The sequence below is a fragment of the Blastococcus sp. SYSU D00922 genome (assembly GCF_054050495.1).
Genome location: NZ_JBJGZL010000012.1, coordinates 121,083 through 138,756, shown reverse-complemented (window position 1 = coordinate 138,756; position 17,674 = coordinate 121,083). Strand labels below are relative to the sequence as shown.

22 protein-coding genes are annotated in these 17,674 nt (G+C 72.8%); 2 read left to right on the top strand and 20 right to left on the bottom strand.

What is annotated here, in order from left to right:
• Positions 1 to 36: 36 nt before the first annotated feature.
• From ACI78T_RS16800 to ACI78T_RS16785, 4 genes are all read right to left on the bottom strand, one after another.
• Positions 37 to 1,452 carry a M1 family metallopeptidase gene (locus ACI78T_RS16800; RefSeq protein ID WP_456559259.1) on the bottom strand — a complete coding sequence of 472 codons (1,416 nt, stop codon included), beginning with the start codon at positions 1,450 to 1,452 and terminating at the stop codon, positions 37 to 39.
• 98 nt (positions 1,453 to 1,550) lie between these two features.
• Entirely contained in the window at positions 1,551 to 1,982 is a 432-nt protein-coding gene (locus ACI78T_RS16795; protein WP_456559258.1) for a ChaB family protein, read from the bottom strand.
• A 62-nt stretch (positions 1,983 to 2,044) separates the two neighbouring features.
• On the bottom strand, positions 2,045 to 2,929 hold the full coding sequence (locus tag ACI78T_RS16790; protein WP_456559257.1) for an alpha/beta fold hydrolase: 885 nt from the start codon (positions 2,927 to 2,929) through the stop codon (positions 2,045 to 2,047).
• Positions 2,930 to 2,949: 20 nt separating this feature from the next.
• Positions 2,950 to 3,387: an Lrp/AsnC family transcriptional regulator gene (locus ACI78T_RS16785; RefSeq protein WP_456559256.1), complete on the bottom strand. Its 438-nt coding sequence runs from the start codon at positions 3,385 to 3,387 to the stop codon at positions 2,950 to 2,952.
• Between the two features lie 158 nt (positions 3,388 to 3,545).
• Here ACI78T_RS16785 and ddaH point away from each other — a divergent pair, with 158 nt between their 5' ends.
• On the top strand, positions 3,546 to 4,394 hold the full coding sequence (ddaH, locus tag ACI78T_RS16780; protein ID WP_456559255.1) for a dimethylargininase: 849 nt from the start codon (positions 3,546 to 3,548) through the stop codon (positions 4,392 to 4,394).
• Here ddaH and ACI78T_RS16775 read toward each other — a convergent pair whose 3' ends face one another.
• From ACI78T_RS16775 to ACI78T_RS16760, 4 genes are read right to left on the bottom strand one after another with little or no spacing between them, the layout of a single operon-like run.
• A complete protein-coding gene (locus tag ACI78T_RS16775) occupies positions 4,395 to 4,775 on the bottom strand; it encodes an acyl-CoA thioesterase (RefSeq protein ID WP_456559254.1) in 381 nt (126 codons plus the stop codon).
• Between the two features lies 1 nt (position 4,776).
• Entirely contained in the window at positions 4,777 to 5,028 is a 252-nt protein-coding gene (locus ACI78T_RS16770) for a hypothetical protein (protein WP_456559253.1), read from the bottom strand.
• Between the two features lies 1 nt (position 5,029).
• Positions 5,030 to 5,287, bottom strand: a complete 258-nt coding sequence (locus tag ACI78T_RS16765; protein WP_456559252.1) for a DUF2795 domain-containing protein — start codon at positions 5,285 to 5,287, stop codon at positions 5,030 to 5,032.
• Between the two features lie 29 nt (positions 5,288 to 5,316).
• Positions 5,317 to 6,441 (bottom strand): baeRF2 domain-containing protein, encoded by a 1,125-nt coding sequence (locus tag ACI78T_RS16760; protein WP_456559251.1) that lies wholly within the window; start codon positions 6,439 to 6,441, stop codon positions 5,317 to 5,319.
• 157 nt (positions 6,442 to 6,598) lie between these two features.
• Between ACI78T_RS16760 and ACI78T_RS16755 the strand changes: the two genes are divergently transcribed.
• A complete protein-coding gene (locus ACI78T_RS16755; RefSeq protein ID WP_456559250.1) occupies positions 6,599 to 6,934 on the top strand; it encodes a hypothetical protein in 336 nt (111 codons plus the stop codon).
• Positions 6,935 to 7,006: 72 nt separating this feature from the next.
• Here the strand turns inward: ACI78T_RS16755 and ACI78T_RS16750 are convergent, their stop codons facing one another.
• The 12 genes from ACI78T_RS16750 to ACI78T_RS16695 form a co-directional block, all read right to left on the bottom strand.
• Positions 7,007 to 7,894: a type II secretion system F family protein gene (locus tag ACI78T_RS16750; RefSeq protein WP_456559249.1), complete on the bottom strand. Its 888-nt coding sequence runs from the start codon at positions 7,892 to 7,894 to the stop codon at positions 7,007 to 7,009.
• Entirely contained in the window at positions 7,894 to 8,832 is a 939-nt protein-coding gene (locus ACI78T_RS16745; protein ID WP_456559260.1) for a type II secretion system F family protein, read from the bottom strand. Before ACI78T_RS16745 ends, ACI78T_RS16750 begins: the two co-directional genes overlap by 1 nt.
• Positions 8,832 to 10,307: a CpaF family protein gene (locus ACI78T_RS16740; RefSeq protein ID WP_456559248.1), complete on the bottom strand. Its 1,476-nt coding sequence runs from the start codon at positions 10,305 to 10,307 to the stop codon at positions 8,832 to 8,834. Before ACI78T_RS16740 ends, ACI78T_RS16745 begins: the two co-directional genes overlap by 1 nt.
• Positions 10,304 to 11,512, bottom strand: a complete 1,209-nt coding sequence (locus ACI78T_RS16735) for an AAA family ATPase (protein WP_456559247.1) — start codon at positions 11,510 to 11,512, stop codon at positions 10,304 to 10,306. The genes ACI78T_RS16740 and ACI78T_RS16735 overlap by 4 nt, the downstream gene beginning before the upstream one ends.
• The gene (gene cpaB, locus ACI78T_RS16730) at positions 11,509 to 12,228 is read right to left on the bottom strand and encodes a Flp pilus assembly protein CpaB (protein ID WP_456559246.1); all 720 of its coding nucleotides are present in this window, start codon (positions 12,226 to 12,228) and stop codon (positions 11,509 to 11,511) included. Before cpaB ends, ACI78T_RS16735 begins: the two co-directional genes overlap by 4 nt.
• Before the next feature lie 9 nt (positions 12,229 to 12,237).
• Complete coding sequence (locus ACI78T_RS16725; protein ID WP_456559245.1) at positions 12,238 to 13,122, bottom strand: Tad domain-containing protein; 885 nt, start codon at positions 13,120 to 13,122, stop codon at positions 12,238 to 12,240.
• A 41-nt stretch (positions 13,123 to 13,163) separates the two neighbouring features.
• Positions 13,164 to 13,577 (bottom strand): TadE/TadG family type IV pilus assembly protein, encoded by a 414-nt coding sequence (locus ACI78T_RS16720; protein WP_456559244.1) that lies wholly within the window; start codon positions 13,575 to 13,577, stop codon positions 13,164 to 13,166.
• A gap of 112 nt (positions 13,578 to 13,689) precedes the next feature.
• Positions 13,690 to 13,887 carry a Flp family type IVb pilin gene (locus ACI78T_RS16715; protein ID WP_456559243.1) on the bottom strand — a complete coding sequence of 66 codons (198 nt, stop codon included), beginning with the start codon at positions 13,885 to 13,887 and terminating at the stop codon, positions 13,690 to 13,692.
• Positions 13,888 to 14,515: 628 nt separating this feature from the next.
• Entirely contained in the window at positions 14,516 to 15,064 is a 549-nt protein-coding gene (locus ACI78T_RS16710) for a hypothetical protein (RefSeq protein WP_456559242.1), read from the bottom strand.
• A 201-nt stretch (positions 15,065 to 15,265) separates the two neighbouring features.
• Positions 15,266 to 16,666, bottom strand: coding sequence for a chromate efflux transporter (chrA, locus tag ACI78T_RS16705; RefSeq protein ID WP_456559241.1), 1,401 nt, complete (start codon positions 16,664 to 16,666; stop codon positions 15,266 to 15,268).
• Between the two features lie 14 nt (positions 16,667 to 16,680).
• The gene (locus tag ACI78T_RS16700; protein ID WP_456559240.1) at positions 16,681 to 17,112 is read right to left on the bottom strand and encodes a chromate resistance protein ChrB domain-containing protein; all 432 of its coding nucleotides are present in this window, start codon (positions 17,110 to 17,112) and stop codon (positions 16,681 to 16,683) included.
• Positions 17,109 to 17,585, bottom strand: a complete 477-nt coding sequence (locus ACI78T_RS16695) for a Chromate resistance protein ChrB (protein ID WP_456559239.1) — start codon at positions 17,583 to 17,585, stop codon at positions 17,109 to 17,111. The genes ACI78T_RS16700 and ACI78T_RS16695 overlap by 4 nt, the downstream gene beginning before the upstream one ends.
• Positions 17,586 to 17,674 lie beyond the last annotated feature (89 nt).

Sequence of the window (17,674 nt, the reverse complement as noted above, 5' to 3'; positions counted from 1 at the left end):
GGTGGCGGCGCGGGGAGCGCCGCCACCGACGAGCCGTCACAGAGCAGGCTTCTCCGGCGTGTAGATCCACGCGGTGAAGAAGGCGTCGAGGTCCTGGCCGCTGACCTCCTCGGCGAGGGCGACGAGGTCGGCCGTGCTGACGTTGCCGTCCTCGTTCTCCGTCGCCCACCGGTGGAGGACGTCGAAGAACGCTCCCTTGCCGATCTCCAGCCGCAGCGCGTGCAGGGCCGCCGCGCCGCGGTCGTAGGTCGCCGCGTTGAACAGGTCCTCGGCCGTGGGGTCACCGGGCGGGGTGGCCCAGAACTCGTCCTCGGCTGGGATCGCGTAGACCTCCTCGAACCGCTCCTGGGCGGTGTTGCCGCCGCGGTGCTCCTCCCACAGCCACTCCGAGTACGTCGCGAAACCCTCGTTCAGCCAGATGTCCGGCCAGACCTCCGGAGTGACGCTGTTGCCGACCCACTGGTGCGCGAGCTCGTGGGCCACGGTGCTCTCCTGCGCGAGCCCCGAGTAGATCGGCCGGGTCTGCGTCTCGAGCGCGTACCCGACCGAGTTGTCGTCGACGATCGAGCCGAACGACGTGAACGGGTACGGACCGAAGATGTCGTCGAAGAAGTTGATCATCGCCGGCTGCAGCGCCAGGCTCGCCCGCGTCGTGGCCATCCGTGAGGCGGTCAGGTCCTTGTCGACGAAGTCGTAGATCGGCAGGCCGCCCGGCCCTTCCTGCGTGGTCATGACGTAGTCGCCGATCGACGCTGTCGACAGGTAGCTCGCCATCGGATCGGTCGCCCGCCACACGAACGTGGTCCGGCCGTTCGCCGTCACCGGTGCACCGACGAGCTCGCCGTTGGCCACCGCCGTCTTGCCCTCGGGAACGGTGATGCGGAAGTCGTACGTGGCCTTGTCGGTCGGGACGTCGTTGACCGGGTACCAGGTCGCGGCGCCGTCGGGCTCGTTGGCGACGAAAGCGCCGTCCCGGAACGAGTAGAACCCGTACGGGGCCCCCTCGATGTCCACCGGCCGACCCGGGACGCCGCCGTAGACAACCGTCACCTGGTGCGTCGTCCCGGCCTTGAGCTTGGGACGCGTGCGGACGACGAGCTCGCCGCCGAGGCCGCGCTCGTCGGGCGGCAGCTGCTCGAAGGTGACGCGCTTGCCGTCCACGAGAACCGACGTCGCGGTGAGCCGGCGCAGGTCGAGGCTGAAGCTGTCGAGGTCCGCGGTCGCGGTGAGCGTGATGACCGCGGTCCCGTCCAGGCGGCCGGTCGCGGGGTCGTAGGCGAGGGTCAGCCCGTAGTGCTGGACGTCGTACCCGCCGTTGCCCGCGTGCGGGAAGTACGGATCGGCGCTGGTGGTGCTCCCCGGCCCGTACCGATCGGCGGCGGCGGGCGTCGCCACGAGCAACGGGGTCGTCAGGGCGAGGGAGACCGCCGCGGCGGCCAGTGGTCGTCTCATGCGGATGGACCGTATGAGCTTCCCGTGACGAGCGCATCACATCTGCGTCTCGCACGGCGCCCGGACCGCAGATGTCGCGGCCCGATGGGGCTTTCGCGCTACTTCTTCTTGCGCGCGTCCGCCGTCTTCTTGTTGTTGGCCTTCTGGATGGCCTCGACCAACTGCTTCTTCTTCATCGACGAGCGGCCGGAGATGTCGAGCTTCTTGGCCAGCTTGAGCAGGTGGTCCTTGGTGGCGTTGGCGTCGACGCCACCCGCCGTCTTCTTGTTCGTGTTCCGGCCACCGGCGGCCTGCGCGTCGGACGGGCCCTTCTTGCCGCCGGCCTTCTTCTCCCAGTGGTCGCCGACCTTCTCGAAGCTGTGCTTGACGGCGGCCCAGGCGACCTGGTTGGCGCGACGCTCGTCGCCGTACTCGTCGGCCGCCGAGTCGTGCGCCTTCGCGAAGGTGCGCTGCGCCTTCTTCGGCGAGCGCTTCAGCGTGCTGGGCAGCTCCGACAGCTTGGCGCTGCCGCTCTTCGTGGTCTTCGGCATGACCTCTCCTTCTCGGGTCCGGCTCCGGCCCTACCCGCGACGCAGGCCAAGATCACATCCGTTCACCCGTCCAGGAACGGCAGCAGGGCGGCGACGAGCTCCTCCGGCGCCTCCTCGGCCATGTGGTGACCGCTGTCGATCGCGCCGCCGCCACGGAGGTCGGTGGTCCAGCCGGCCCAGATCGACCGGGGGTCGCCGTGCAGGTCCTCCAGGTCGTCGCGGGCGGACCACAGCACCAGGGTCGGGCACGCGACCCGGCGTCCGGCGGCACGGTCGGCCTCCTCCGCCGCGCGGTCGACGCCCAGGCCCGCCCGGTAGTCCTCGACCATCGCGTGGACCGTGGCCGGGTCGTTGATCGCGGCGAGGTGGTCGGCGTGGTTCTCCGGTCCCATCCGCTCCGCCTTGCCGGGCGCGCGTGACCCGTACCAAGCCTCGGGGTCGGCCCCGATGGCCCGCTCGGGCTTGTCGGGCTGCGCGAAGAAGAACCAGTGCCACCAGGCCGACGCGAAGCGGGCGTCGGCCCGTTCGAGGTGCTCGACGATCGGGATGCAGTCGAGGACGGCGAGGTGGCTGACCGCGTCGGGGTGGTCCAGCGCGGTCCGCATCGCCACGTAGCTGCCGCGGTCGTGCCCGACGACGGCGAACCGCTCGTGCCCGAGCGCCCGCATGAGCGCGACGACGTCCCCCGCCATGGCGCGCTTGGAGTACGGGGCGTGGTCCTCGGTCGTCGGGGGCTTCGACGAGCGGCCGTAGCCGCGGAGGTCGGGGCAGACGACGGTGTGCCCCGCCGCGGCGAGCAGCGGTGCGACGCGGTGCCAGGTGGTGTGCGTGCGCGGGTGACCGTGCAGCAGGACGACCGGCGGCCCGCTGCCCCCGGAGCGCAGGCGCAGCTCGACGCCGTCCCCGACGTCCACCCGGAGCTCCTCGAAGCCGGCGAAGAAGGTCACCGGGCGATCCTGGCCGATCCTCAGGTGCGGGGCCGGTCGATCAGCCGGGACAGCACGATCACGCTGCGGGTGTGGTCGACGTTCGGTTCGTCGCGGATGCGTTCGAGCGCCCGCTCCAGCTGCTTCACGTCGGAGGCGAGCATGTGCACCAGCGCGTCGGCGTTCCCGGAGACCGTGGCCGCGCCGACCACTTCCGGCACCCTTTCGAGGTTCCGCCGCAGCTCCTCCGGGGCCACGGTGCCTTTGCAGTAGATCTCGACGTAGGCCTCGGTCTGCCAGCCCAGGACGTCGGGGTCGATCAGCGCGGTGAACCCACGGATCGCGCCCGACGCCACCAGCCGGTCGACCCGCCGCTTGACCGCCGGCGCCGAGAGCCCGACCTCCGACCCGATCTCGGCGAACGTCGCCCGGGCGTTGTGGAGCAGGCAGCCGATCACCTGCTCGTCGAGCGTGTCCATGCCGTACCTCCGCGCAACGAACCGTCGTTCCCGGTGAACGGACACAACGTATCGCCCCTGGACACGCAACAGAACGGCGTTGTGTTGCAACGCGCTCCCTCCCTAGCGTTCGCGGGGTCCGCCGGGATCGCCGGCGCCGTCGCTGCGAGGAGCCGTCCGTGACCGTTGCCCTGCCCCGTCCCCGTGCCGCCGAGCACGCCGAGCGGGTCGCGACGCCGCGGCGCTACCTCATGTGCGCGCCCACGTTCTTCGAGGTCAGCTACGCCATCAACCCCTGGATGGACGTCACCCGCGGTGCCGACCGGGACCTCGCCGTGCGGCAGTGGGAGACCCTCCGGCAGACCTACCTCTCCCTCGGCCACGAGGTGGAGCTGATCGAGCCGGAACCGGGCCTGCCCGACATGGTGTTCGCCGCCAACGGTGGGCTGGTGTTCGAGGGCCACGCGCTGGGCGCCCGGTTCACCCACGCCGAGCGGCGTCCCGAGGGGCCGGCCTACCTCCGGCGGCTGCAGGACCTGGGCCTGAAGAGCGTCACCGAGCCGGCGCACGTCACCGAGGGCGAGGGCGACTTCCTCGTCGTCGGAGAGCTGGTCCTGGCCGGCACCGGCTTCCGCACCGACCCGGGCGCGCACACCGAGGTGCAGGAGCTGCTCGGCGTCCCGGTCGTCTCCCTCCAGCTGGTCGACCCGCGCTTCTACCACCTCGACACCGCCCTGGCGGTGCTCGACGACCACACCGTCGCCTACTTCCCGGAGGCGTTCAGCGCGGGCAGCCGGGCGGTCCTGCAGCGGCTCTTCCCCGACGCGGTGCTCGCCTCGGAGGCCGACGCCGTGGTGCTGGGCCTCAACGCGGTCTCCGACGGGCGGCACGTCGTCCTGCCGTCGGCGGCCACGGGTCTGGTCGCCCAGCTGGCCGAGCGCGGCTACGAGCCCGTCGGTGTCGACCTCTCCGAGCTGCTCAAGGCCGGGGGCAGCGTCAAGTGCTGCACCCTGGAGATCCGCGCCTGACTACTCCTCCAGGTACCGCGACCAGTGCGCCCGCTCGTCGTCGGTGAGCGGGCGGCTGGTGTCGGATGCGAAGTCGAACATGACCAGGACGACGTCGGCGCGGATCGCGACCTCGCCGTCCTGGACCAGCTCCTGCCGGACGGTGAGCGACTTGGTGCCGATGCGGGTCACCCAGCTGGTGACGCACGGCCGCTCGCCGACCCGGTAGTACAGCTGCCGGAGGTAGTCCACCTCCAGCCGGGCCAGGATCATCGACCCGCCCGGGCCGTCGACCATCGCCAGGCGCGCGTCCTCGATGAGGCTCAGCGCCCGCGCGTGGTTGACGTGCCCGAGCGAGTCGGGATCGGACCAGCGCAGCTGGACCGGGTGCTCGTGGCGCACGTCAGGGCTGGTCGGCTGTCTCCGCCGACTGGCGGTGAGCGCCCTGCGCGTCGTCCGGGTCGGCGTGGATGGTGCGCTCCTCGGACTCGGCGAGGATCACGGCGGCCTGGACCTTCGGGTCGAGGTCGCCCTGCGCCGGGTCGGGGTGGCCCTCCACCGACACCTCCTCCGGCAGCAGCTGGGCGCGCGTCTCCACGTTGCCCTGGGTGACGTTCTCCCAGGCCTCGGGGGTCGGGTCCTTCATCGAGGGCATGTCAGAACCGCTGCTGCTCGGTGCCGAGACCGAGGGCCTCGGCGACGTCCTGCACGTTCTCGAACCGCCGGCCCTCCGGCAGCCGGCGCAGCTGGCCCAGGACGGCATCGGGGGCGTTGCCCTCCTCCGCCTTGGCCACGAGGGCGTCGCGGTCGGCCGGCCACACCTCCTTGCCCAGGGCCTCGGCGATGGCCGCGCGCCGCTCGATGTCGCCCTGGTCGGTGCCGGGCGAGGTGGCGGGCTGGTGGGGATCGCTCACGGGGTTCTCTCTCCTTCGATCTGCGGGGCTCAGGACGCCGTGGAGGCGTCGGTGTAGCGGAGGACGGCGGCCACGGGTGCCTCCTCCGGCATCGCGCTCCGCGGCACGACGACGACGCCGGCCGCGCTGGCGACGGCGGCGGCGAGCAGTGCGCGGTCGGCGGGCACGATCTCGCCGTGGGTGCCGAGGGCGTCCATGTCGTGCTGATCGACGCCGAGCTCGGCCGGGCCGTTGCCGACGAGGAGGGTGTCCTCCCCCGGGTCGTCGGCCAGCACGAGCGTCTCGACCTGGCCCTTGCGCAGCGCCTCGACGACCGGTTCCTTGCCGGTCACCGCGAGGCCGTGCGCAGCGGCGCCGCTCAGCTGGTCGAGCACCTCGGCCACCTCGCGCGCCTCGTGCTCGGCGACGAGCTCGTCCATGCGCCGGTCGACCGGCTCGCGGTCCGCACCCGCGGCGCGACCGCCCTCGTCCATCGACACGATGAGGTCCGACCACAGGTCGCTGGCCCGGTCGGTGAGGATCTGGCGGGCGCGGATGTCGCCGGCGACGAGCACGAACCGCGGCGACAGGCGCCGGGCCATCGAGGAGATCTGCGTGGCCACCTCCTCCGCGTTGTGGATCCACTTGTTCTCGGCGTTGTGCTGGTAGCGGTGGTGCGCCCAGCCGCCGCCCTGGAACTTGCGGATCTGGAAGGTGTCGCCCTTCACCGTCTCCTGCTCGTCCACCTGGCCGGGCAGGCCCATGTAGGTGATGTCGGCACCGGTCCGGTCGGTCAGCACGACGATGTGCGGCACCCGGCCCGGCAGCTGGCGCAGGACCGGCAGGAGGTCCGGCTGCGGGCTCCACTCGGCGATCTCCCGCAGGGGCGCGTCGCGGAGGGCCTGGTCGAGGACGACCGAGCCGTCGGCGGCGGCGACCAGGGCGCGGCCACGCAGCGTGCCCGCCTCACCGCCGTCGTTGCCCTCGAGCAGGCGGTTGCGGACGGCCTCGACCACGGCGTCGGGCGCCCCCTGCTCGGTGAGCCGCTCGCTCACCGCGCGCACCCGGAGGTCGAGCTCGGTGTCGGCGTTCTCAGTCGTGTGCGTGACGTCGGCGCAGACCGTGGCGAAGGGGCCGGTGGCGGAGAAGACAGGCTCCAGGAAGGACACGTCCATGTGGGTGGTGCAACTCCTCGGTCGGGCGATCAGGTGCCCTGCGCTGGACACGCTTGTGACCGCCGCCTACCCACCGACCCGGTCCTCACACCCGGTGTCGGACGGCCGAGAGCGGGTAGGCGGACCCGGACCGCAGAAGTTCACGAGAGGACGAGCGATGACCGAGCGCGACGACCTGCCGCTGCCCGACTACGACCACCTGCCCGTGGGTTCGCTGACCTCCCGGATCCGGACCCTGGGCTCCGACGACCTGAGGACGCTGCTCCAGTACGAGCGTTCCCACGCCAACCGCATCCAGGTGGTGAGCGCCATGGAGCACCGGCTGTCCGGGCTCGCCGACGGCGCCCAGCCCTCGGGCGGCGACCCGGCCGCGGTGGGCGCCGACGCCCCGCCGGCCGCGGCGGGTGGTTCACAGGTGACGGAGGCGACCTCGGGCCCGCCGGTCAATCCGCCGTCGCAGGGCGACCCGACCAACCCGGCGCAGCCCCGCTGACCCCCGGCCTCGACGCGACGGACCCGTGGTCACCGCTCGTGCGGTGGCCACGGGTCCGTCGTTCGTGCGGGGTCAGCCGAGGCTGTCGACCAGTCCCATGACGGCCGGCCCCACCACGGTGATCAGCAGCGCGGGGAGGAAGCAGAGCATCAGCGGGAAGGTGACCTTGACCGGCACCTTCATCGCCTGCTCCTCGGCCCGCTGCCGGCGCTTCACGCGCATCTCGGCGGCCTGCACCTTGAGCACGTCGGCGATGGCGATGCCGTAGGCGTCGGCCTGGTTGACCGCGGCCACGAACCGCTTTAGGTCGGGGACGTCGGTCCGCGCGACGAGCGCGTTGTAGGCCTCCCGCCGCGACCGGCCGACCGCGACGTCGTGCAGGGTCCGCGACAGCTCGTCAGCCAGCGGCCCCTTGCCGTTCGCCGCCGCCCGCGCCAGGGCTGCCTCGAACCCGAGCCCGGCGGCGACCGCGATGGTCATCTGGTCGAGCAGGTCGGGCAGCTCGTGGGTGATGGTCTTCCGGCGCTCCTGCCCGCGACCCCAGAGGATCGCCTCCGGGAGCCGGTAGGCGCCGACGACGGCGAGGGGCACGAGGACCCAGGTCAGCAGCCCCGCCCCGCTCGCGAGGAGCGCCAGGCCGATGAGGGCGACGACGCCGGCCAGCACCAGCTTCGCCCACAGCACGCGGGTGAGGGTCAGGCCGTGCGGATACCCCGCGACCTGAAGCAGACGGCGGGCGCGCCGTGCCTCGGCGTCCGGTGTGATGACCCGCAGCAGCGCGCTGGAGCCGGACCCGCGGGACTCGAGCGAGCCCACCTCCACCGTGGTCGTGGCCAGGCCGCGTGTGAGGTTGCGGCGGGCGATGGCCAGCGCGCGGCCCGAGTGCCCGACCACCGTGTAGGTGAGGCACCCGATGGCGGCGGAGACGGCGACCACGCCGAGCATGACGACGGGGGTCATCAGAACCTCACCTTCACGATCGTGCGCAGCCACAGCGCGCCGACCGCCATGAGCACGGCGGAGACCGTGAGCATGACGATCCCGGCCGAGGACTCGACCAGCCTGCCGACGTAGTCGGGGGCCACGACGGCGAGCAGGGCGGTGACCGCCGGCGGCAGGAGGAACAGGACGACGCCGGAGGTCCGCCCCTCGGCGGAGAGGACCCGCGCCTGGCGCCGCAGCTTGTTCCGCTCGCGGATGGTGACGCCGACGCTGTCGAGCACCTCGGCGAGGTTGCCGCCCACCTCACGGTGGATCGCGATGGCCTGCACGACCCAGCTGAAGTCCTCGCTGCGGGTGCGCTGGGCGACCTCCTCCAGCGCCTCGTTGAGGTCGCGCCCCACCCGCGCCTCGTTGACGACCCGGGAGAACTCCTCCGCCGTCGGCGACTCGGAGTCCCGCGAGACGGCGTCGAGCGCGCGCAGCACGCTGTGCCCCGCCCGCAGGCTGCTCGCCATCAGCTGCAGCGACTCGTCGAGCTGCGCCATGAACGCGGCGCGGCGGCGGGTACGGCGCATGCTGATCACGCCGGCGACCGCCAGCGGGGCGACCAGCGCGAAGACCACCCCCGTCACCGCGCTGCCGAGCACGACGCCCAGCGCACCCGCGCCGAGCGTGGCCCCGCCCGCGATGACGAGGACCTCGGCCGGCCGGGACCGGACACCGGCCTCCTCCAGGAAGTTCTGGAGCTGACCGGTGCGGCCGGTCCGGCGGAGCAGGCGGTCGGCGAGGGCTGTGGCGTCCTCGGCGGCCACGGCGATGCGGCCGCGGGTCGGCTCCGCGTCCGGCTTCAGCCGGCTCAGCGGGACCGTCGTCCGCCCCGGCGTGGCGAACGCCAGCACCGCCAGCGCCAGCGAGGCGGCGCACGCCAGGACGGCGACCCACACCGCGGCCGACATCACGGCCGCTTCCCGGCGGGCTTCCGCTCCGCCGAGTGCCCGAAGACGCGCGGGGACAGGGCGATGCCCAGCTCGGCGAACCGCTCGGTGAAGCGCGGCCGCACGCCGGTGGGGACGGCCTTGCCGAGCAGCCGGCCGTTGAGGTCGGTCCCCGCCGAGTAGTCGAAGGTGAACGCGTCCTGCATGGTCACCGTCTCGCCCTCGACGCCCTGGACCTCGGTCACGTGCGTGATCCGCCGGGTGCCGTCGCGGAGCCGGCTGATCTGCACGATGACGTCGACCGCCGACGCGACCTGCTCCCGGACCGCCCGCAGCGGGAGGTCCATGCCGGCCATGAGGACCAGCGTCTCCAGGCGGGCGATGGCGTCGCGGGGGTTATTGGCGTGCACCGTCGACAGCGAGCCGTCGTGGCCGGTGTTCATGGCCTGGAGCATGTCGAGGCTCTCGCCACCGCGGACCTCGCCGACCACGATGCGGTCGGGCCGCATGCGCAGCGAGTTGCGCACCAGGTCGCGGATGCTGATCGCACCCTTGCCCTCGATGTTCGCGGGCCGCGACTCCAGCCGGACGACGTGCTCCTGCTGCAACTGCAGCTCGACGGCGTCCTCGATGGTGATGATCCGCTCGTAGTCCGGGATGAAGGACGAGAGCACGTTGAGCAGCGTCGTCTTACCGGTGCCGGTGCCACCGGAGACGATGATGTTCAGCCGCGCCTCGACGCAGGCCCGGAGCAGCTCGGCCATCTCCGGCGACATGGTGCCGAAGGCGATGAGGTCACCGACCTCGAACGGCGTGCTGCTGAACTTGCGGATGGTCAGGGACGAGCCGCCGAAGGCCAGCGGCGGGATGATCGCGTTCACGCGGGACCCGTCCGCGAGCCGTGCGTCGACCAGCGGCGAGCTCTCGTCGATCCGCCGGCCCACGCGGGAGACGATCCGCTCGATCACGCGGCGCAGGTGCGCCTCGGAGGTGAAGGCGGCCTCCGTGCGCACCAGACGCCCGTTCCGCTCCACGTACACGAGGTCGGGCCCGTTCACCATGATCTCGGTGACCGTCGGGTCGTCGAGGAACGGCTGGAGGGGGCCGTGCCCGAGCACCTCGTCGGTGATCTCGGCCATGAGACGACGGCGGTCCTCGCCGGACAACGCGCTGTCCTGCTCGTTCGCGAGCACCCGCTGCAGCTCCGTGCGCACCAGGCCGTGCAACTGCTCCTCGGGCAGGTCGGGGTCGGACAGCTTGGTCCCGAGCCGGTCGAACAGCGCCTGGCTCGCCTTGGCCTTGAGCCGGGCGAGCCCGTCGACCGGCGCAGCGGCCGGGTCCGGGGCTGACGCGCGACCCGGCGCCGCCTCCTCGGTCACCGCCACCGTGGCGACACGGGTCGCCAGGCGACCGGCGTCGGCAGTGGCCGGCCGGATCGGGTCGGTGCTCAGGGCCTCCTCGCCGCGCGCCTGGGACAGGCGCTCGCTGAGGTTCACCGGCCACCGGCCTTGAGCCGGCCGAGCAGCCCGGAGAGCCCGGACGTGCTCGGCTGCGCGGTGCTCGCCTGCTCGGGGAGGAGGCGGCCCAGGAGGGTCTGCAGGCCGCGGGTCACGACGTCCCGGGCCTCGCTCTCGAGCAGCGGGATGCCGGTGTTGGTCGACAGCGGGACCGCGGTGCTGCGCGGCAGGACCACGTCGAGCGGCGCGCCGATGGTCGTGGTGACGTCGTCCATGGACAGCGCGCCCGCCGGGTCGGCCATGTTGAGCACCAGGTGCCGGCCGGCGGGGACGAGGGACAGCTCCTCGAGCACGTTGAGCTCCTTGCGCATCCCGCGTACGCCCGGCACGTCCATGCTGCTGACCAGCACGAGGTCGGTCGCCCGCTCCAGCGCGACCAGCGTGTGGTCGGCCAGGCCGGGCGCGGTGTCGATGACCACGTGCCGGAACTCCCGCGACAGGGTGTCGATCAGCCGGGCGACCTGCTCGGCGGTGACGGCGTCCCCGGCCGCCGGCGAGTCGCTGCCGGCGACGACGTACAGGCCGCTGGGGTGCCGGCCGAGGAACGTCTTGAGCACCAGCGGGTCGTTGCTGGCCGCCCCGTGCACGGTGTCGGGCAGGGTGTACTCGGGCGCCATGGCCAGCGCGCTGGCGACGTCCCCGAACTGCACGTCCAGGTCGACGATGACCGTCGAGCCCTCGCCGGACCGCGCGAGGCCCACGGCGAGGTTGGTCGAGACGGTGGTCTTGCCGACCCCGCCCTTGGGCGAGGCCACGACGATCACCCGGTGGTCGGGGCGCTCCTCGGCCTGGCTGGCGGTGGCCGCCTCCTGCCGGGCGCGGGCCAGGCCGGCGGCGCGCTCGAGGACCGCGGCCACGTCCGCCGCGGAGGCGTCGGGGCTGAGGACGTCGCGGACACCGGCCCGCATGGCCGCCATCCAGAGCTCGGGATCCGCGTCCGCCACGACGATGATGACGCTGGTCGCCGTGGCGACGTCGACCCGTCCGGCCAGGTTGAAGGCGCGGTCGAGGGGGACGTCGGGACCGAGGACGACGGCGAGGGGCTCGCTGCCGCTGTCGAGGAGGCTCAGCAGCCCACCGCTGGTGGGTGCGTCCACGGCGAGGGTCACGACGTCGCCGTCGTGCTGCTCGTGGAGTCGCTGGACGAGGTCGGCGCCGACGCCGACGGTCAGGACGGTGCTCACTGGTCGTCTCCCAGGGTGACGGTGGTGGTGGTGGCGGTGCTCTGGCCGACGCTGGTGGGCGACGCCTTCTCGAGGGAGAGCCAGACGGACTCCGACTCCGTGCCCAGGACCACGACGGAGGCGTCCTGCGGCGTGAGCGCGAGCGTGACGACGTAGGGGGCGGCGGGGTCCGCGCTGCCCTCGGGCCGGACGACGCGGGTCACCAGGACGTCGCGGAACACCTGGAAGACGCTGTAGGCGGTGACACCGCCCTCGGCCGAGTCCTGGTTGGTGAGCTGGATGCCCACCTTGTCGCCGGGCTTCACCGCACCGCCGACGGCACGCTGCGCGTCCAGCGTCACGCTGATCTCGACCAGGCCCTCGGGCGCGAGGACGGTCCCGGCGGGCGCGAGCGACGCCTTGTCGGCGAAGCGGCCGACCAGCACCTGGTCGCCGGGCAGCAGCGCGGCCGTGGCCACCTGGTCCCCGAGCTCCGACAGGTCCGAGACGGCGCCGTCCGCGACCAGGCGCTGCGGCACCCGCTCGACCGAGACGCTGCCGCCGAGGTCGCCGGCGGAGGTGCCCGCGGCGACCTCGCTGTCGACGACGAGGACGTCGACCAGGTCCTCCCCGGCCTGGGCACGGTTGTCCGCGGCGCGCACGTAGCCGATGAGCACGACAGCGCCGACGACGGCGAGCACGAGGGCCGCGACCGCGGCGATGATTCGGCGAGGCATCTCTTGTCCTTAGCTCTCGGTGAGGAACACGGCTCGGGCACCCAGGTCGGGCGCATCTCGCAGTGGCGGGGTGGTGTCGTCGACTTGGCGGGCCGAGTAGGTGAAGTAGCCGGTGAGCTTGCGGGCGCCGGATCCGTCCCAACCCGTGATGTGGAAGGCGGCGTAGCCGTAGACCCGGTAGGTCTGGGAGTGCAGGTTGTCCCAGATCGGGACGAGCACGTCGCGGCCCACGAGCGACTTGAGGTAGTCGTCGGTGCAGTTGGCGGGGAGCGGCCCCTGGGTGTTCGGGCTCTCCCGTTCGTAGCTGCCCTTCCAGGCGGTGGAGCCGGCGCACTCTCCACCGTCGGTCTGCATCCAGGCGACGCCGGCGTTCACCGAGGTGCCCGACGGCGTGCTGCAGCTGCCGCCGGAGGTCTCGCCGACCCCCAGCGTGACGGTCCGACCCGCCGCGAGCGGCAGCGCCAGGTCCTTGTACGTGCAGTAGGAGATGGCGATCGGGAACTCCGAGCGAGCCTCCGTCATCGGGGCCCACTCCGCGTACGACTGGACCGACAGCGATCCGGTGTCGTAGCCGACGGCGGCGGCGAAGAAGTGGTTGACCAGCCAGTCCTTCTTCTGCGTCGCGCTGATCTTGCGACCGTTCACGCGGATCCAGCCCTCGCCCGGGCCCAGGTTGGCGAGCTTGGCCGCCTCGTCGTTCGCCCAGAAGGCGTCCTCGGCGGTCTTCTTGATGTTGCCGCAGTCGTTACGAGCGCAGTCCATCGCGACGGCGATGACAGCGGCGTCCGCACCGGTCTGCACCTGCTGGCGCGCCGACCAGATGGCGGCGACGTCGACCCCTATCGCGGCCGCGCCGAAGAGGATCGGCATGAGCAGAGCGAGCGTGACGGCCACACCGCCTCGCTCCTCGCGGAGCCGGGCCAGCCGGCTAGCGCTCACCCCCCGCAACGGAGCACCGCCTTGCTGGTGATCGGGAAGGCGATACCACCAGCGAAGCTCCCGGTCGGCTGGAACTGGTAGGTGATGGTGACGCGGATGTTCGTCGTGGGTGCGGCGCCGGTGCAGGTCGAGGGCGAGATGGCCACCTGCCCGGCGGTCAGCGGGATGTCCGATGTGGACGCGGCGAACACCGCGGCCGACCGAGCCGCGCCAACGTCGTTCTGGATGGCCATGGCGCGGGCCGCCTCCCGGGCGGCGCCGGAGAGCGTGGCCTGCACCTGGAAGGCGCGGCTGACCGACACGATGCTGAACAGCATGAGCAGCAGCAGCGGCACGACGAGCGCGAACTCGACCGCGACGGCCCCGCGCTCACCGGCGAGCCGGCGACGACGGCTCGAGCGTGCAGTCATGGCGATCCTCCTTCCAGTGCTGGGTTCTGGGATTCCGACGGGCCCGGCGGCACGGCCCCAGGGGAGCCGTGCCGCCCGACCACGACCCGTGTCCGTCAGCGGACGAAGGGGGTCACTTGCCGTTGACGTTGATGTTCCTGAAGAGCCCGTCCAGCTTCTCCCCGAAGATCGCGACGGCAGCGACGACGGCGGCCGCGATCAGGCCGACGAGCAGCGCGTACTCGACGGCGCTGGCGCCCTTCTCCTCGCGCTTGAGGCGGTCGGTGACGTCGTAGGCCAGGATCTGCAGAGCGGTGAACAGGTTGAGCACGGTGATCTCCTAGGAGGTCCGCCGTCGACTGATCGGGCCGTGGTGACCGGGGTCGCGGCTCCCCCAAGATCCGGCCTGGCCAGCGGGAACGGGAGCCCTACGGGCGGCGCCGTGACCCGGAAGGGGGACACCCGACCGGCGTCACGGACGGTGATGGACGGCTCGAGCACCGCCCGATCCGGTGACGCTCTGTCGCTCGACCCGGTGACTCTCCGTGTTCGCTGAGCGTGAGCGGGTCGCTACGGGCGCGTCCGGTCCCCTGCGGCCGGAACGGCGATCAGCGCGCCGCGGAGCAGGCAAGGACCACACGGCAGATCGGTCCGCCGGTCGGCTCCGTCACGCCGACGAGAGGCCGACGCCCGACCAGGCCCACGCCAGTGGTCCGGGCGATTCCCGAGGCACAGCCCGGCGCGTGTGGACCGCGCCGTGGAGACCACCCGGAACAGCGCCGTCAGGACCGCGTAAGGACCCTGGCTTGCCAGCTCACCGATGGTTGTCCCGGCGGTCAGCGATGACGCGCGGCGGCGAGGTTCACCAGCGTGCCCAGGCACCCTGACGGGCCCAGGAGGAGGAGAAGCATCTGCACCCGCCCGCCCTCCGGGAAGGGGACGGGCGGGCGCCGAGTGGGTCAGCCCTCGGTCGACGTGCCGGCCGCGGTCTGCGGGAGCCGGACGTCGATCCCGGAGAGGTGGTCGATCGTGCCGGCGCCGACGACGGCGACGCCGTCCACGGTGACGTTCGCGGTGGCGTCCCGCAGCGCGCTCGTCCGGGCGGAGAGGCAGCCGGGCTCTCCCGTGTCCCCGCAGACGTCGGAGTGGTCGACCGACCGGGTGACCGCTCCGGTGCCGGTGAGGACGACGCTGACGGTCACCTGGCGCTCCGTGCCCGCTCCCGGACCGAGGCCACCACCGCGGAGCGTCACCGGGACGTCGACCGCTGACGCGCTCCCCAGGTTCCGGGTGAACTGGACCTCGGCGTCGGTGAGCTCGGTGGAGCCCCACAGCCGGTCCCACGCACAGCCGAAGGGCTGCGTGCACTCGGTCCAGGTCTCGACGGACAACTGCCCTCGCCACTCGCCCCTGACCCCGTAGCGGGACTCCCCGAGCGTCACGCGCGCGTGCGTCCCGTCCGGCAGGACCACCTCCGCGTTCGCGGAGCGGGACTCGCTGGTCGTCACGCGCGGCGCTTCAGGAGCCGCCGTTGCGGTGGCAGGCAGGAGGACGACAGCGGCGGCAGCCACCGTCGCGACAGGCAGGACACGACGCAGCACGGACGACTCCCCGATCAGGACGGCCCCACGGCGGTGTGAGGTCCCGCGACGCTATCCGGATCGCACGCTGCGTCACAAGATCGACGCGGAGCGTGTCGCCGAGCGGTCTCAGGAGACGGGCAGCCCTGCAAGGCCGGCGGCGAGACCGAGGAGCGCGCAGACCCCGAGCGTCCGGAGCACCGACCACCTGAGCCGGAAGATCAGGACGGCGGCGACGACCGCGACGGCCAGGTGGACCGGTCGCAGGCTCGACGGATCGGGCAGCTCGATCGCAAGCCCGAACCGGTCCACGGTCCGGGTGTCGGCGAACAGCGTGTGCACCGCGAAGTAGACCCCGAGGTTGGCGATGACCCCGACGACCGCCGCCGTGATCCCGGTCAGCGCGGCGGACAGCGAGCGGTTGCCGCGCAGCCGCTCCATGTAGGGCGCCCCGAGCAGCACGAACAGGAAGCTCGGCACGAACGTCACCCAGGTGACCAGGAGCGAGGCCAGCACCGCCGCGGCCCACGGATCCAGCTCGCCCGGGGCGCGGTACGCCCCCACGAAGGCCACGAACTGCACCACCATGATCAGCGGCCCCGGCGTCGTCTCGGCCAGGGCCAGACCGCGCACCATCTCCCCCGGCGCCAGCCACCCGTAAACCTGCACCGCCTGCTGGGCCACGTACGCGAGCACCGCGTAGGCACCGCCGAACGTGACGACGGCGGCACCCGAGAAGAACAGCCCCTGCTCGGTGAACGTGCTGTGCGCGCCGGTGAGCAGTGCGAACGCGGCGATCGGGACGCCCCACACGAGCAGCCCCACGGCCAGGACCCTCAGCGTCCGGCGCGACGAGGGCCGCTCGGTGTGCAGGACGTCGTCCGGGACCACCGGCGCCGGCCCGTCGTCGGCCGCCTCCGCCTTGCCCTTCTCCGGGACGGCGGCCGGCCACCACCGGTGCAGTGCCCAGCCGAGCACCCCTGCGGCGATGACCACCACCGGGAACGGGACCGCGAACAGAGCGAGCGCCAGGAACGACAGGACGGCGATGGCGACGAGCGCGGGGCTGATCAGCGCCCGCTTGGCCACCCGCTGCACCGCCTGCACGACGATGGCGAGCACCGCAGGGGCCAGCCCGGCGAACAGCGCCGTCACCGCCACGGTGTCGCCGAAGCCGACGTAGACGGCCGACAGGATCAGCAGCGCAACGACGCCCGGCAGGACGAACAGCCCGCCGGCGACCAGGCCGCCCCGCGTCCCGTGCAGCAGCCAGCCGACGTAGGTGGCCAGCTGCTGGGCCTCCGGGCCGGGCAGCAGCATGCAGTAGTTCATCGCGTGCAGGAACCGCCGCTGGCCGATCCACCGCTTGTCGTCGACCAGGGTCCGCTGCATCACGGCGATCTGGCCGGCGGGACCGCCGAAGGTCTGCAGCGAGATGGCGAACCAGGCGCGGACCGCCGTCCCGAACGGGATGGCTGGGCCGTCCTCGCGTCGCCGGCCGTCCTGGCGCGGCTGCGTCTCGCTGGTCACGGGTCTCCTCCGGATCAGGCCGGCTCGCGGCCGAGCAGGGTGCGACGGCGGTGGTACTCGTACAGGGCGTCGAACATCGGCCCGGAGACGGCGAGGGTGTGCTCGTCGGTGCCGGTCATCGACAGGCCGCGGAGCAGCACGTCGAGCCCGGGCGCCTCCGGCGCGTCGAAGCGGTCGTCGTCCAGGTCGGCGACGTGGACGATCTCCGCGATCCGCCAGAGCACGGGATCGGTCAGCTCGAAGTGCCGCAGGATCGTCTCGAACGAGCAGTCGCCGCCGACGTGGCCGAGCGCCACGCCACGCATGTCGAACGGGGTCGCGTCGGCCGGCACGTCGGCAGGGTCGCTCACGAAGGTGAACACCGCGTCGGGGTCGACGAAGCGGCGGATCAGCCACGCGCACGCGGCGCGGTCGATGTGGATCCCGGCACGGGTAGCCCACCTCATCGGACGGCCTCGCTGCGCGCAGTCGCCTCGAGCTCCCGCAGGGCGGCGGCCGCCTCCTCGCGCTCGGGCGGGGGGAAGAAGTCGCGCCGGGTGACGGCCCGCCACTCGGTCCGCAGGCGGCGCAGGCGGCGCGCCTGCTCCCCTGGTTCCGCGGCGACCGCACCGTGGCAGGCGCGCACGAGCTCGCGGTACTCCTCGGCCCGGGCCGCCGCGAGGCCCGCGGCGAGCTCGCGTTCCTGGCCGCTGGTCGTGGGGCGGGCGAGCCACACACCGGCGGTCCCGCCGGCGGCCAGGACGTCGTCGGCCAGCCACTCGAGCTGCTCGCGGGTGCGGGCGTCCGCGGGGAGGGCGACCAGCCCGTCGGCGAGCTGAGCGACACCCAGCCGCTTCAGCCGGCGCCACAGCGTGGTCCGGGGTCCGGACGGTTCGCGTGGCAGCCGGTAGCTGAGCATCACCCACTCCCCCGCCTGCACGGCGGCGATGCAACCATGGTTGCACGAGACTGTCCAGTCGGTGCTCGAACCCCTGTCGGCGCGTCGGGAGCCGGGCCAGGGTGTGCGGC